The following is a 14939-nucleotide window of genomic DNA, read 5'->3' on the forward strand; positions in this document are numbered from 1 at the left end:
TGAATATACCGCGAATCGGCGCGCGCTTTCACGCACCCGGTCGGGTCAGTCCGTCGGCCGCCGCGCCGCGGCTGAGGACGGTCTGGTCGGTCCGGTCCAGCGCCTGCTGCACGCGCGGCGAGGTGGCGGTGGCCGCGGTCAGGTCGCGCAGGCGGATCGGCGGACCGAGGTCGACCAGCGTGGGCAGGTACTCGGCCTTGTCCACCGTCCAGCCCTGCGCGGTCTTGGTGAACCGGAACCGCGCGAGAACGCCTTCCTCGGTGTTCCCCTTCGGCTGCTCGTGCTTGGCGACCTGGTTGCCCAGGCCGTAGGTCACCCACTTGCCGTTGACCTTCTCGAACGGCTGCACGACGTGCGCGTGGTGGCCGATGATCAGGTCGACGGCCGGGTCGGCGAGGACCTGCTTGGCGATGCGCACCTGGTCGGGCGACGGCTCGTGCTTGCCCTCGATCCCCCAGTGCAGGCTCGCCACGACCACCTCGGCGCCTGCCGCACGGGCCGCCCTCGCCTCGGCGATCACGGCTTTCGGGTCGATCAGGTTCGCCATCCACGGTGCCGGGCGGGACGTGCCCTTGTTGAAGCCGAAGGTGTAGGACAAGAACCCGACTTTCACCCCGCCGACCGCGCGGACCAACGGCTTGGCCGCCTCGGCGGGCGAACGCGCCGACCCGGCGTGCTCGATCTTCACCCTGTCGAGCGCGTCGAGTGTCCCGACGACCCCGGCGGCACCCTGGTCCATGGTGTGGTTGGACGCCGTCGAACAGACGTCGACCCCGATCGCGGCCAACGCCTCGACGACCTCGGGGGGCGCGTTGAAAGTCGGGTAGCCCTTGAACGGGCCCTGTGTCGTGGCGATGGGGACTTCGAGGTGGCAGAGGGCGACGTCGGCCTGCTCGATGGCGGGTTTGACGCCCGCGAAGAGAGGCTTGTAGTCACGGGCGCCGTTGCCGTCCTCGGTGGCCTGGTCGGTGAGGGCGGGGTGGATGAGGACGTCGCCGCCCGCGATGAGGGTGAACGACTTGGGCTGGTCGACGGAGGGCGACGGCTGGGTGGGCGTGGGCACCGGCTGACTGGTCTGGCCTGGTTCCGAAGCGGAACACCCGGCGAGCATGCAGGCGAGGGCGACCGCGGGGAGTCGACTGCTGCGCATGCGGGCACGGTACTGGAGCAACGATGGCGGTGCGGTCAGCGTTTGCGGCGAAGGATCACCACCACGGCGATCACCAGCGCCACGACGAGCGGGAGCAGGCGCTTTCTGATGGAGGGCCCGGCGTACTCCAGGAGATCGATGGGGGCGGTGGACTCCGGGACGGCATGGAGTTGCCGCTGGGAGCGATCGGACTCGGGCTCGGCGGGCCTCGACTCGGCGACCTTGGACTCGACTGGACCGGGCTCAGCAGGCCTGAACTCAGCAGCCTCGGACTCGGCTGGGCCGGATGCGGACGTGGCGGGCGCGGACTCGCGGGCCGGCTCGGCGGACGCGGACTTGCGCGCGGCATCGGCCGGTGCGCGTGTGGGCTCGGCGAGCGTGGAGTCTGGTATCGGACGGGAGGCGTTCTGACTGGCGGGCGTGGCTTGGCCCGCCTTGGTGGATGCCTTGGGCGCCTTCGGTTTCGGTGCGGCGGCGGCCGCCGCCGTAACCAAGTCGGCGGCGGGTGGCTCAGCGGCAGCGGTGTCCGTGGCGGGGGCGGCTAGTTTGGCGGCTAGGCAGGTGGCGAAGGTTTCCAGGATCTTGCCGCCCACCTCGGCGATCATGCCGCGGCCGAACTGGGCAGGCTTGCCGGTGATGGCCAGGTCCGTGACGACCCGGCCGGTGGTCGACTCGCCGTGTTGGGTCAGGGTTACCGCGATGGTCGCGGCGGCGGTGCCGTTGCCTCGGGAGTCTTTGCCCGCCGCCTTGATGGTGGCCCGGTGGGTGTCCTCGTCGGTTTCGATGAACTCGCCGGAACCCTTGTAGACCAAGGAGATCGGACCCAGCTTGACCTTCACGGTCCCGGCGAACGTCGTCCCCTCGTACTCGGTCAGGGTGGCGCCCGGCATGCAGGGCGCCACCCGTTCCGGGTCCATCAGGGCGGCCCAGACGGTGTCGATGTCGGCTGGGACGGTGAAGCTGTGGTCGAGCTGCACGCTGGTCCTCTCTCAGACGCCCGCGGCGGCGGTCAGGGCTCGGCCGGTGAGGACGCGGGCCAGGTGTTGGCGGAAGGCTGGGTCAGCGTTGGCGTCGGTCGTCGGGGCGGTGCCGTCGGCGGCGTGGGCGGCGGCGGCTTTGATGGTGTCGGCGGTGGCGGGTTTGCCGACCAGTGCCTCTTCCACCGACCGGGCGCGGACCGGGACCGGGGCCATGTTCGTCAGTGCGACGCGGGCCTCGGTGATGGTGCCGCCCTCGGCGCGGACGGTGGCGGCGACGCCGACGATGGACCAGGACTGGGCGACGCGGTTGAACTTCTCGTAGTGGGCGGTCCAGCCGGTGTGCTTGGGGATACGGACCTCGACGAGGAGCTCGTCGGCCTTCAGCGCCGTGGTGAAGTAGTCGACGAAGAAGTCCGCCGCCGGGATCACGCGCCTGCCGTCCATGCCCGACACCACGAAGGTGGCGTCCATGGCCAGAGCGGGGGCGAGCAGGTCTCCCGCCGGGTCGGCGTGGGCGAGAGAGCCGCCGAACGTGCCGCGGTGGCGGACCTGGGGGTCGGCGACCTTGTCGGTGGCGACCTGGATCAGCCGGGCGTGCTCGGTGACCAGGGGGTCGCGCTGGACGTCGTAGTGGGTGGTCATGGCGCCGATGACGATCACGTCGCCGTCGTCGCGGATGCCGCGCATGGCGGCGACCCGGCCGAGGTCGATCAGTTTGGTCGGCGCGGACAGGCGCATCCGCAGGACGGGGATGAGGCTCTGGCCGCCCGCGAGGACCTTGGCGTCCTCGCCCGCCTCGGCCAGGGCGCGGACCGCGTCGTCCACTGTGGAGGGTGCCACGTAGTCGAATGCCGCCGGGATCATCGGGCACCTCCGGGCTGGATCAGGGACCACGCCCGAGCTGGGACGTTGTCGGCGTCGAAGCAACGCGTCGTGCCCGCCCGCGTCGGTGGCGGGACACAGTCGATCGTGGCTGGGATGGCGGGAGCGTGGCCAAGCAATGCCGAGGCATCGCCCACCGGCCGCCGCGGAGGTGTCGGGGTCATCGGGCACCTCCGGCCTGGATCGCCGACCACACGCGCATGGGGGTGCACGGCATCGGGATGTCGGCGACGCCCAGGTGGCGCACGGCATCGATGATGGCGTTGACCACCGCCGGGGTTGAGGCGATCGTGCCTGCCTCGCCGACGCCCTTGACGCCCAACGCGTTCGTCGTCGACGGCGTTTCGGTGCGGTCGGTGATGAAGGTCGGAAGGTCGGCCGCCGACGGGACGAGGTAGTCGACGAAGCTGCCCGTGGTCAGCGTGCCGCTCTCATCGTGGATCGCCTCCTCGTACAGAGCCTGCGCGAGTCCTTGGGCCAGCCCGCCGTGGACCTGGCCGTCGACGATCATCGGGTTGACCACCTTGCCGACGTCGTCAACGCACACGTACTTGCGGATCTTCACCATGCCGGTCTCGGTGTCGACCTCCGTGGCGCACAGGTGGGTGCCGTGCGGGAAGGAGAAGTTGTCCGGGTCGTAGGTGGCCTCGGAGTCGAGGGACGGCTCGACGCCGTCGGGCAGGTCGTGGGCGGCGAACACGGCCAGGGCGATGTCGGCGATGCCGGTCGACTTGTCGGTGCCCTTGACGGTGAACTGGCCGCCCGCGAACTCCAGGTCGTCCTCGGCGCACTCCATCATGTGCGCGGCGATGCGCCTGGCCTTGGCGATGACCTTCTCGCCCGCCTTGAGCACGGCCATCGCGCCGACGGTCAGGGAGCGCGAACCGTAGGTGTCCATGCCCCTTGGCGCGATCTGGGTGTCGCCGTGGAGCACCTCGATGCTGTCGAACGGGACGCCGAGCTGGTCGGCAACGATCTGGCTCCACGCCGTCTCGTGGCCCTGGCCGTGCGCCGACGAGCCGGTGACGACCTCGACCTTGCCGCTGGGCAGCATCCGGATCGCCGCGTGTTCCCAACCGCCCGCGCCGTAGGACAGGGCGCCCAGCACGCGGGACGGGGCCAGGCCGCACATCTCGGTGAACGTGGAGATGCCGATGCCGAGTTGGACCAGGTCGCCGCGTTCGCGCCGTTCGCGTTGTTCGGCGCGCAGGCCGTCGTAGTCGAACAGTTCCTTCGCGCGGGCGGTGGCGGCCTCGTAGTTGCCGGAGTCGTAGGTCAGCCCGGCGACCGTGGTGAACGGGAACTCCTCGTGCTTGATCCAGTTCTTCTCGCGGACCTCCAGCGGGTCCATGTCGAGTTCGGCGGCCAGTTCGTCCATCAGCCGTTCGATGCCGAACGTGGCCTCCGGCCTGCCCGCGCCGCGGTAGGCGTCGGTCGGGGTCTTGTTGGTGAAGACGTTGGTGCAGGCGAAGTGGTAGGCCGGGATTTTGTAGATCGCGTTGAACATGAACGCGCCCAGGATCGGCACGCCCGGGGTGACCAGGCGCAGGTAGGCGCCCATGTCGGCGAGCAGTTCGACCTTGAGGCCGGTGACCGTGCCGTCGCGGTTGGCGGCCAGCGTGAGCTTTTGCAGCTGGTCGCGGCCGTGGTGGGCCGAAAGCAGCGACTCCGACCGGGACTCGGTCCACTTGACCGGCTTGCCCAGCCGCTTCGCCGCCAGCAGGCAGACGACCTCCTCCGGGGTGACCTGGAGCTTGCCGCCGAACCCGCCGCCGACGTCCGGCGCGATGACCCGCACCTTGTGTTCCGGGGTGTTGGTCGTCAGCGCGAGCATCAGCCGCAGGATGTGCGGGATCTGGGTGGCCGACCACATCGTGTACTGCTCGCCGGTTGGGTCGACCATGACCGAGCGCGGCTCCATGAACGCGGGGATGAGCCGCTGCTGGCGGTAGGTCCGCTCGATCAGCACCTCGGCGCCCGCGATGGCGTCGGCCACGTCGGACCCGGTGCCCGCCGCGGCCGAGTCGAAGACCCACACAGCGGATGTGTTCGTCTCCAGGTCGGGGTGGACCAGGTCGGCGCCGTCGGCGATGGCCGATTCCAGGTCCAGCACCAGCGGCAGGTCGTCGTAGTCGACGTCGATCAGTTCCAGGGCGTCGTGCGCCTCGGCCTTGCTGCGGGCGATGACCACGGCGACGGCCTCACCGGCGAAGTTGACCGTGTCGACCGCCAGCGAGGGCGCGGACGGGGCCTTCTGGTCGGCGGTGATCGGCCACGCGCACGGCAGGCTGCCCTGCTCGGCGGCCAGGTCCGCGCCGGTGAACACCGCGATCACGCCGGGCCGGGCCTTGGCCGCGGTGGTGTCGATCGAGGCGATCCGGGCGTGGGCGGACGGGCTGCGCAGGAACGCCATGTGCAGCAGGCCGGGCAGGGTCAGGTTGTCGGTCCAGCGGGTGCGGCCGGTGATCAGCCGGGCGTCCTCCTTGCGGATCCGGGCCTTGCCGACCTCGGGTTCGACGGTCGCGGTCATCACTCGCCTCCGGTGACCTGGCTCGGCGTGCGGGAACTCTGCGCCTCAGTGACCCGCTCGACCTCGGGTCCCGCGCCGGGCCGCATGTGGTGGGCGGCGTCGCGCACGGCCTTGACGATGTTCTGGTAGCCGGTGCAGCGGCAGAGGTTGCCTTCGAGGCCGTGGCGGACCGCGTCCTCGTCCGGATCCGGGTTGTTGGCCAGCAGGTCGATCGACTGCATGATCATTCCCGGCGTGCAGAAGCCGCATTGCAGCGCGTGGTTGTCCTGGAAGGCCTGCTGGACCGGGTGCAGCTTGCCGTCGCGGGCGAGTCCCTCGATCGTGGTGACCTCACAGCCGTCGGCCTGCACCGCGAGGACCGAGCACGACTTCACGCTGTGGCCGTCGAGGTGGACGGTGCAGGAACCGCAGTTGCTGGTGTCGCAGCCGACAACCGTGCCGACCTTGCCCAGGGTGTCGCGCAGATAGTGCACCAGTAACTGCCGGGGCTCGACGTCGTCGGCATAGCTCGTGCCGTCGACGTTGACGGTGATGCGCATCGTGCCTCCAAGCGAGAGCGGGGGTGACGGGGCTCACAAACGAGCCTCCCCCTGTTCGCCCACACCCACAACCCCACGTGCCCCACCTGTGGACAACTCCCCCGAACGGTCAGAGGTCCAGCCGACCGCTACTCGCCGTGGATGCGGCCGGACATGCCCGTGAGCCGCTCGCCCTTGCCGCCCCAGCGCAGGGCGATGATCTCCGCCGCGATCGACACCGCGGTCTCCTCCGGGGTACGCGCGCCCAGGTCGAGGCCGATCGGTGAGGACAGTGTGGACAGTTCGCTCTCGGTCAGCCCGGCCTCGCGCAGGCGGGCCATCCGGTCGTCGTGGGTGCGACGCGAGCCCATGGCGCCGACGTAGGCGAGCTTGCCGCGCAACGCGACCTCCAGGACCGGGACGTCGAACTTCGGGTCGTGGGTCAGCACCGTCACCACGGTCCGCGAGTCCACCCGACCGGCGGCGATCTCGGCGGCCAGATAGCGGTGCGGCCAGTCGACCACCACCTCGTGCGCGCCGGGGAACCGGCTGGTCGTGGCGAACACCGGCCGCGCGTCGCACACCGTCACGCGGTAGCCCAAATAGGCACCGAGCCGCGCCATGGCGGCGGCGAAGTCGATCGCGCCGAAGACGAGCAGGCGCGGTGGCGGCTCGAAGGAGTTGACGAACACCGACAGCCCCTCGCCGCGGCGCTCGCCGTCCGGCCCGTAGACGAGGGTCCCGGTCCGGCCGACGTCGAGCAGGCCGCGCGCGTCGTCGACGACCGCCGAGTCGATGCGGTCCGACCCGATCGTTCCCTCGACGCGGTCCGGCCAGATCACCAGACGGGCGCCTACGAGAGAGGGGTGGGCCACGACTGTCGCGACCGCGACAGGAACCTCCGCGTGGACGGATTCGGCCAGCGACAGCAGCGCGGGGAAGGAATCGAGATCGACCTTCTCCACATAGATGTCGATGATCCCTCCGCAGGTCAGGCCCACCGCGAACGCGTCGTCGTCGCTGACCCCGTAGCGCTGCAGCAGCGGCTTGCCGGTCTCCAGCACCTCCCGGCCGACCTCGTAGACCGCGCCCTCCACGCACCCGCCGGACACGCTGCCCGACGCCGTTCCGTCGGCGGCGACCAGCATCGACGCCCCCGGCGCGCGCGGCGCCGACGAGAAGGTCGCCACGACCGTCCCGATCGCCACCGACTCGCCTGCCGAACAGCGGCGGATCACCTCGTCGAGCACGTCACGCACGGCGTACCTCCCGCAGCAGTCGGTCGAGTGTGGCCAGGCTGTGCCCGGCCAGCAACTGATGAAGATAGGGAAGGGCCGCGGCGATCCCGGACTGCACCGGCTGATACTCCGGGCTGCCCGCGTGCGGGTTGACCCACAGCACCCGGTGCGCCAGCCGCCCGAGCCGGGCCATCTGCTCGCCGAGCAGGGCCGGGTCGCCGCGCTCCCAGCCGTCGGAGAAGACCACGACCACGGCCTGCCGCGCGACGCCGCGCTGGCCCCACCGGTCGAGGAAGGCGCGCATCGTCTCGCCCAGCCGGGTGCCGCCAGCGAAGTCTGGCACCGCGCGGGCGGCGGCCGCGAGCGCGAACTCGGGGTCGCGCTGGCGCAGTTGCCTGGTCAGGCGGGTCAGCCGGGTGCCGAGGGTGAACACCTCGACCGGGCAGCGACGGGCCATCGCGTGGGCGAAGCGGAGCAGCGCGTCGGCGTAGGGCGACATCGAGCCGGACACGTCGATGAGCAGCACGATCCGGCGCGGGCGGCTGCGCCTGCGCTTGCGGGCGAGACGGACCGGTTCACCACCGGCCGCGCGCAGGATTCGCAGCGTGCGATGCTCGTCGATCGGGCCGCGCCGGTCGGGCCGCCAGCGCAGGGCCGGTCGCAGCGGCGGGTCGGGACGCAGCAGGGCGATGAGGTCGCGCAGGTGGGCGCGCTCGTCGGCGGTCAGGCCGGAGATGTCGCGGTGGCGGAGCACCTCGGTGTCGCTGGCCGTTCGCTCGACGTCGCGGACGGCCACGTCGGCGCCCGCCCCAAGATCGCCGGTGGCCCGAAGAAAGCCGCGTTTGACCGCGGGTTTGCGGGTCCGCTTCGGCACCCCCGGTGCCTCGCCCGCGAACCACGCGTGGAAGGCGTCGTCGTAGCGCGGCAGCTCATCCGGCTCGGCGCACAGCGTCAGCCTGCCCGCCCAGTAGAGCTGGCCGACGTCGGCGGCGTCGAGCACGGCGACGGCGTCCAGATAGGCCCTGACCTGCGCGGGACCGCACGCCACCCCGGCTTCGCGCAACGCGGTGGCGAAGCCGACAAGCCCTGGCAGTGGGTCCACAGAACCAGTGTGCGCCTGATCAGACGACTTCTTCGACCAGGTCGGCCAGGACGGCACGGCAGTCGGCGAGGACCTTCTTGCCGCGCTTGGTCGCCTTGTAGAGCCGCACACGCCTGCCGTCGACCACGTCTCCGCGCGATTTCAGCAGGCCTGCCTCCTGCAGGCGGTGCAGCAGGGGATAGAGCGTGCCGGGCGAGACGGTGTACCCGTGGCCGGTCAGGGCCTCGGTCACCCACGCCCCGTGCACCTCGGCCGACGCGGCGTACTGGAGCACGCGCAGCCGCAGCGCGCCGTTCTTGAAGTCCCGGACCACATCCATCGGTCTACGATATCGCATCTCGATATCGGTTGGCGATTTCTGATGATCCTTCTTATTTCCCTTGCCATGATCGCTCGGTATCGAGATCCGATATCAGAAGCCGATCTTATGTTCCTTGACACGGACGTGTGAATCCCGCCACGGCCGAGCGCCGAATGCGCGACCAGCTGGGTGAACTCCAGGTAAAGTACCCAGGTCACGGCCCCGGTGAAAGGGTAAGAGATGCGTTCGACCAAGCGGTGCACCAGATGACGGTTGTCGACCAGTCGACCACTCTGCTCCACACTCCCGACCTCCTGGCTGACGCCGCAGAACGCGGGCTCGCCGTGTTCCGCGCCTGCCCGGAGAGCGCGCCCCGCACCCTCCTCGACGTGCTGGCCGCCACCGCCACGCAGCACCCCTCCGCCGACGCCATCGATGACGGCACCACCGTCCTGACCTACCGCGCGCTCCTCACCGAGGTCGACGTGCTCCGCCGTCGACTCAACGACGCGGGCATCGGCGCGGGCGACCGGGTCGGCATCCGGGTCCCGTCGGGCACCGCCGACCTCTATGTCTCGATCCTGGCCGTCCTGGCCGCGGGCGCGGCGTACGTTCCGGTCGACTTCGACGACCCGCAGGACCGCGCCGACCTGGTGTTCGGCGAGGCGGGCGTGGCCGCGATCCTGGGCGAGCAGCGCGCGCTGAGCCTGGTCGGCACGCCGATCGGCCTGCTCGGCAGCCCGTCGCCCGACGACGACGCGTGGATCATCTTCACCTCCGGCTCGACCGGCAAGCCCAAGGGCGTGGCGGTCAGCCACCGCTCGGCCGCCGCCTTCGTCGACGCCGAGGCCGACCTGTTCCTGCCCGGCGAGCCGATCGGCACCGACGACCGCGTGCTGGCGGGCCTGTCGGTGGCGTTCGACGCCTCCTGCGAGGAGATGTGGCTGGCCTGGCGCAACGGCGCCTGTCTGGTCGCTGCCCCGCGATCGCTCGTGCGCACCGGCGTCGACCTGGGTCCGTGGCTGGTCGAACGCGAGATCACCGTCGTCTCCACCGTCCCGACGCTGGCCGCGCTGTGGCCCGCCGAGGCGCTCGACGATGTCCGCCTGCTGATCTTCGGCGGCGAGGCGTGCCCGCCGGAGCTGGCCGAACGGCTGGCCGTGCCCGGCCGCGAGGTGTGGAACACCTACGGCCCGACCGAGGCCACCGTGGTCGCGTGCGCCGCCCAGCTCACCGGCGAGGGTCCGGTGCGCATCGGCGTGCCGCTCGACGGCTGGGAGCTGGCCGTGGTCGACGCCTCCGGCGAGCTGCTGCCGATGGGTGAGTCCGGCGAGCTGGTCATCGGCGGCGCCGGCTTGGCCCGCTACCTCGACCCGGCCAAGGACGCCGAGAAGTTCGCGCCGCTGCCCGCGCTGGCCTGGTCCCGCGCCTACCGCAGCGGCGACATGGTCAAGGCCGAGCCCGAGGGCCTGCTGTTCCTGGGCCGCGCCGACGAGCAGATCAAGCTCGGCGGCAGGCGCATCGAGCTGGGCGAGGTCGACGCCGCGCTGCAGGCGCTGCCGGAGGTCGCGGGCGCCGCGGCCGCCGTGCGCACGACGAAGGCGGGCAACCAGCTGCTCGTCGGCTACGTCGTCGCGGGCGCCGGGTTCGACCAGGCCGAGGCCGTCGAGCGGCTGCGCACCGCGCTGCCCGCCGCGCTGGTCCCGCTGATCGCCGAGGTCGACACGCTGCCGACGCGCACGTCCGGCAAGGTCGACCGCAACGCGCTGCCGTGGCCGCTGCCCGCGCTGGACACCACCGACGTCGACCTGGCCGCGCTCAGCGACACCGAGGCGTGGCTGGCCGGACTGTGGACCGACCTGCTGGGCATCGGCGTCAGCACCCCCGACGCGAACTTCTTCACCCACGGCGGCGGCAGCCTTTCCGCTGCTCAGCTGGTGTCGAAGGTGCGCGAGGTCTACCCGACGATCTCCGTCTACGACGTCTACCAGAACGCCACGCTGGGCGCGCTCGCGAAGCTGATCGACGCGGCCAAGGCGAGCGTCCAGGTGGACCGCGACATAGTTCCGACGCCGCGCAAGGCGCAGGTCATCCAGACTCTGGCGACCGTCCCGATGCTGTCGGTCGTGGCCGCGCGCTGGGTCGTGGTCCTGGCGGCACTGAACAACCTGATCCAGCTGCCGTGGGCGCCGACGGTGTCGTGGTGGCTGGTGTTCGCGGGCTGGCTGGTGTTCCTCAGCCCGTGGGGCCGCATGGCTATCGCGGCCACGACAGCGCGCGTGCTGCTCAAGGGCGTCAAGCCCGGCACGTACCCGCGCGGCGGCGGCGTGCACCTGCGGTTGTGGGCCGCCGAGCGGATGGTCGAGCTGTCCGGCGCGACCAACCTCGCGGGCGCGCCCTGGATGACCCACTACGCCCGCGCGCTGGGCGCCAAGATCGGCAAGGACGTCGACCTGCACTCGCTGCCGCCGGTCACCGGCATGCTCAAGCTGGGCAAGGGCGCCGCGATCGAGCCCGAGGTCGACCTGTCCGGGCACTGGCTCGACGGCGACGTGCTGCATGTCGGCCGGATCCGGGTCGGCGCGGGCGCCACGGTCGGCTCCCGCAGCACGCTGTTCCCCGGCGCGCGGATCGGCAAGCGCGCCGACGTCGCCCCCGGCTCCGGCGTGCGCGGTTCGGTGCCGACCGGCCAGCACTGGGCGGGCTCGCCCGCAGGCCGCACCGGCAAGGCCACCCACCACTGGCCCAACCGCCGCCCCCCGCGCCGCAAGCGCTGGATCGCCACCTACGCGGTGACGTCGTTCGCGCTCGGCCTGGTCCCGGTGTTCGCCGCGGTCCCGGCGCTGCTGGTCATGGCCGCCTTCGTCGCGGGCACGCCGACGCTGGGCGCGGCCCTCGGGCAGGCGTTGCTCGCCGTCCCGCTGGTCACGCTGACCTGGATGGCGGCGTACGCGCTACTGGTCCTGGTGTCGGTCCGCGCGCTGAGCATCGGCCTGCGCCCCGGCCACCACGCGGTGCACAGCCGCGTCGCGTGGCAGGCGTGGGCGACCGAGCGGCTGATGGACCTGGCGCGTGGCGGGCTCTACCCGCTCTACGCGAGCCTGGTGACCCCGGTCTGGCTGCGGGCCCTTGGCATGAAGGTCGGCCGCGGCGTCGAGGCGTCGACCGTGCTGGCCCTGCCGAAGATGACCACTGTGGACGACGGCGCGTTCCTGGCCGATGACACCATGATCGCCTCCTATGAGCTGGGCGGCGGCTGGATGCGCATCGCCGAGGCGCGCATCGGCAAGCGGGCGTTCCTTGGCAACTCGGGCATGACCGCGCCGGGCCGCAAGGTGCCCAAGGGTGGCCTGGTCGGCGTGCTGTCCTCGACGCCGAAGAAGGCCAAGGCAGGCTCGTCGTACCTGGGCATGCCGCCGATGCGGCTGCCCCGCACGGTCGAGTCGGGCGACGAGAGCACGACGTTCGCCCCGCCGAAGCGGCTGATGGTCGCGCGCGGGCTCGTCGAGCTCTGCCGGGTACTCCCGGTGATGGCGTCGGTGGCACTCGCGGTGCTGGTCACGGCCGGTTTCCAGGCGATCGGCCTTGGCTGGTCGCTGCTGTTCGGCGGCGCGCTGCTGCTGGGCGCGGGAATCGTGGCGTGCGCCGTCGCGGCGCTGGCGAAGTGGACGCTGGTCGGCCGCTTCACCGCGATCGAGCGTCCGCTGTGGAGCTCGTTCGTGTGGCGCAACGAGCTGGCCGACGCGTTCGTGGAGATGCTGGCGGTGCCGTGGTTCGCCGCGCCCGCGCACGGCACGCCGCTGATGTCGACCTGGATGCGGAGCCTGGGCGCGAAGATCGGCAGGGGCGCGTGGATCGAGACGTACTGGCTGCCGGAGTACGACCTGGTGACCATCGGCGACGGGGCGACGGTCAACCGGGGCTGCGTGCTGCAGACCCACCTGTTCCACGACCGGATCATGAGCATGGCCTCGGTGACCGTGGCTGACGGCGGCACGCTCGGCCCGCACGGCATCGTGCTGCCCGGCGCGTCGATCGGCGCGCGCGCCACGGTCGGACCGGCGTCGCTCGTCATGCGCGGCGAGTCCGTGCCCGATGGTTCTCGGTGGCTGGGCAACCCGATCGCGGTGTGGCCCGCGGGCCGCTGACCGGTCTGTTGTTGAATGGAGCGATGAGCGCCAAGGCTGATCCGGCACGCGCCGGCCAGCCCGGTGCCGTCACGTCGCACGACGCCTACCTGCCCCAACACGGCAACGGGGGCTACCGGGTCACCCACTACGACCTGGACCTGGACTACAAGGTCGGGCCTGGCCGGTTGGACGGCCGAGCCCGCCTCACGGTGGTGCCGACGCACGCGCTGAGCCGGTTCAGCCTCGACTTCGCCACGTTGCGGGTCACCCGGCTGCTGGTCAACGGCAAGGCCGTGCGCTACGTCCAGCGCGGGTCGAAGCTGCACATCACACCAGCCAAGCCCCTGCCTTCGCTGGCGCCGGTCACGGTCGAGGTGCGCTACGTCGGCTCGCCGGTCCCGGTGCCGACGGTGTGGGGCGAGTTGGGCTGGGACTACCTCGACGACGGGGTCCTGGTGGCCAGCCAGCCGGTCGGGGCGCCGTCGTGGTTCCCGTGCAACGACCACCCCAGCGACAAGGCGACGTACCGGATCTCGGTCACCGTCGCCACGCCGTACCAGGTGATCGCCAACGGCGTACTGGAGTCCCGCCGCCCCTCGGCGTCCACGACGACCTGGGTGTACCGGCTGTCCCAACCGACGTCGGCGTATCTCATCAGTGTCCAAATCGGACGGTATGTGCTGACCGGGTCCGCGTCGGACACGGTGCCCGTGCACGCCGCGGTGCCCGCCCGCCTGATGGTGCCCTTCCGCTACGACTTCGGCCGCCAGCCGAAGATGATCACGACTTTCTCGAAGATGTTCGGCCGCTACCCCTTCGACCGCTACGGCGTGGTCGTGGTGGACGCCGTCCTGGACGCCCCGGTCGAGGCGCAGGCCCTGTCGATCTTCGGGTCGAACCACGTCGACGGCAAGCGCGGCTCGGAGAACCTGGTGGCGCACGAGTTGGCCCACCAGTGGTTCGGGAACTCGCTGACCGTCGCCGAGTGGCGCCACATCTGGCTCAACGAGGGCTTCGCCACCTACGCCGAGTGGCTGTGGTCCGAACAGTCCGGCGGCGACTCGGCCGACGTCCACGCCCGCCGGGCCTGGCGGGAAGTCGTTGTCCAGCCCCAAGATCTGCGTCTGGCCGACCCCGGCATGCAGCGGATCTTCGACGACCGCGTTTACCTGCGCGGCGCGATGACCCTGCACGCGCTGCGATCGCGGCTGGGTGAGGGCGCGTTCTTCGCCCTGCTGACGGAATGGACGTCGACCTACGCGCATTCCACCGTGACGACGGACGCGTTCACGACGATGGCCCAGCGGCACACGCCATGGCCGCTGACCGAGCTGTTCGCGCGGTGGTTGTTCGACGCGACTTTGCCGCCGCTGCAACGATAAACAGTGGGGCCGCCGTCCGCGACGGCCCCACTCCACATCCCGCTCGACACCGCCACTGGCCGACCGGGCAGGTTCACCCAATGGTGCGGCATCGACGAGGCGGAATCGACTGAATTAGTGGATGGTGACCGACTCGCCGAGCGGGATCCGGGCATAGTCGGTCTCGTCTTCCAGCCAGGCGTCGAAGTTGTTCATCCCGAGGTCGCTGAGTAAGGCGTCGTGGATGGGGAACGCGCGGGCGGGTTTGACCGCGCGGACGAACTCGATGGCGTCTCGGTGCTTCAGCCACGGGCCGGACGCCGGGAGCAGCAGGGTGTCGACCTCCTCGGCGGGGACGAACAGCGAGTCGCCCGGGTGGTAGACGCCGTCGATGATGAAGCCGACGTTCGGACATCCGGGCAGGCCGTCGATGACCTCGGCGTGCTCGCCGCCGACGACGCGCACGGAGAACCCCGCGGCGGTGAACGTGTCGCCCACGGCGGCCGCGGTCACGCCGAGAGCCGCGGCGAGGGCCGGGTGGGTGTGGACGGTCAGGCCGGGGTTCCTCTCCTGAGCCGCCTTGAGTTTGTCGATGTCGATGTGGTCAGGGTGCTCGTGGGTGATGAGCACGGCGTCGGCACCGGCCAGCGACTCCGCCTCGGAGTACGTGCCGGGGTCGATCACGAGGGTCTGGCCGTCGCTCTCCAGACGCACACAAGCGTGGCCGAACTTCGTCAAGCGCATGAA

Annotated in this window: 11 protein-coding genes; 2 read left to right on the forward strand and 9 right to left on the reverse strand. The window is 71.1% G+C overall.

All coding sequences use genetic code 11. The annotated features are described in order from the left end of the window. Positions 1–28 precede the first annotated feature (28 nt). The 8 genes from BN1701_RS24430 to BN1701_RS24465 all read right to left on the reverse strand — a co-directional run bounded on the left by BN1701_RS24430 (position 29) and on the right by BN1701_RS24465 (position 8719). On the reverse strand, positions 29–1150 hold the full coding sequence (locus BN1701_RS24430) for a CapA family protein (protein WP_054052570.1): 1122 nt from the start codon (positions 1148–1150) through the stop codon (positions 29–31). Between the two features lie 35 nt (positions 1151–1185). Beyond that, a complete protein-coding gene (locus BN1701_RS24435) occupies positions 1186–2127 on the reverse strand; it encodes an SRPBCC family protein (protein ID WP_054052572.1) in 942 nt (313 codons plus the stop codon). Between the two features lie 12 nt (positions 2128–2139). Next, positions 2140–2994, reverse strand: coding sequence for a xanthine dehydrogenase family protein subunit M (locus tag BN1701_RS24440; protein WP_054052574.1), 855 nt, complete (start codon positions 2992–2994; stop codon positions 2140–2142). Positions 2995–3172: 178 nt separating this feature from the next. Continuing rightward, positions 3173–5542: a xanthine dehydrogenase family protein molybdopterin-binding subunit gene (locus BN1701_RS24445; RefSeq protein WP_054052576.1), complete on the reverse strand. Its 2370-nt coding sequence runs from the start codon at positions 5540–5542 to the stop codon at positions 3173–3175. Continuing rightward, positions 5542–6081 carry a (2Fe-2S)-binding protein gene (locus BN1701_RS24450; protein WP_054052578.1) on the reverse strand — a complete coding sequence of 180 codons (540 nt, stop codon included), beginning with the start codon at positions 6079–6081 and terminating at the stop codon, positions 5542–5544. The genes BN1701_RS24445 and BN1701_RS24450 overlap by 1 nt, the downstream gene beginning before the upstream one ends. A gap of 128 nt (positions 6082–6209) precedes the next feature. After that, positions 6210–7319, reverse strand: a complete 1110-nt coding sequence (locus tag BN1701_RS24455; RefSeq protein WP_054052580.1) for an XdhC/CoxI family protein — start codon at positions 7317–7319, stop codon at positions 6210–6212. Next, entirely contained in the window at positions 7312–8400 is a 1089-nt protein-coding gene (locus BN1701_RS24460; RefSeq protein ID WP_157368197.1) for a VWA domain-containing protein, read from the reverse strand. The genes BN1701_RS24455 and BN1701_RS24460 overlap by 8 nt, the downstream gene beginning before the upstream one ends. Before the next feature lie 19 nt (positions 8401–8419). Further along, on the reverse strand, positions 8420–8719 hold the full coding sequence (locus tag BN1701_RS24465) for a PadR family transcriptional regulator (protein ID WP_054052584.1): 300 nt from the start codon (positions 8717–8719) through the stop codon (positions 8420–8422). Positions 8720–8967: 248 nt separating this feature from the next. On the opposite strand from BN1701_RS24465, the gene BN1701_RS24470 reads away from it, so the two are divergent. After that, positions 8968–12849: a Pls/PosA family non-ribosomal peptide synthetase gene (locus BN1701_RS24470; RefSeq protein ID WP_054056101.1), complete on the forward strand. Its 3882-nt coding sequence runs from the start codon at positions 8968–8970 to the stop codon at positions 12847–12849. A gap of 23 nt (positions 12850–12872) precedes the next feature. Next, positions 12873–14213, forward strand: coding sequence for a M1 family metallopeptidase (locus BN1701_RS24475; protein WP_054056102.1), 1341 nt, complete (start codon positions 12873–12875; stop codon positions 14211–14213). 114 nt (positions 14214–14327) lie between these two features. On the opposite strand, the gene BN1701_RS24480 is transcribed toward BN1701_RS24475, so the two are convergent. After that, entirely contained in the window at positions 14328–14936 is a 609-nt protein-coding gene (locus tag BN1701_RS24480; protein WP_054052587.1) for an MBL fold metallo-hydrolase, read from the reverse strand. Between the last annotated feature and the right edge of the window lie 3 nt (positions 14937–14939).

The organism is Alloactinosynnema sp. L-07 (assembly GCF_900070365.1).
Classification (GTDB): domain Bacteria; phylum Actinomycetota; class Actinomycetes; order Mycobacteriales; family Pseudonocardiaceae; genus Actinokineospora.

Coding starts and splice junctions, on each gene's coding strand:
- BN1701_RS24430 (WP_054052570.1), bottom strand. CDS start 1,150: ATGCGCAGCAGTCGACTCCCCGCGGTCGCCCTCGCCTGCATGCTCGCC.
- BN1701_RS24440 (WP_054052574.1), bottom strand. CDS start 2,994: ATGATCCCGGCGGCATTCGACTACGTGGCACCCTCCACAGTGGACGAC.
- BN1701_RS24445 (WP_054052576.1), bottom strand. CDS start 5,542: ATGACCGCGACCGTCGAACCCGAGGTCGGCAAGGCCCGGATCCGCAAG.
- BN1701_RS24450 (WP_054052578.1), bottom strand. CDS start 6,081: ATGCGCATCACCGTCAACGTCGACGGCACGAGCTATGCCGACGACGTC.
- BN1701_RS24465 (WP_054052584.1), bottom strand. CDS start 8,719: ATGGATGTGGTCCGGGACTTCAAGAACGGCGCGCTGCGGCTGCGCGTG.
- BN1701_RS24470 (WP_054056101.1), top strand. CDS start 8,968: ATGACGGTTGTCGACCAGTCGACCACTCTGCTCCACACTCCCGACCTC.
- BN1701_RS24475 (WP_054056102.1), top strand. CDS start 12,873: ATGAGCGCCAAGGCTGATCCGGCACGCGCCGGCCAGCCCGGTGCCGTC.
- BN1701_RS24480 (WP_054052587.1), bottom strand. CDS start 14,936: ATGCGCTTGACGAAGTTCGGCCACGCTTGTGTGCGTCTGGAGAGCGAC.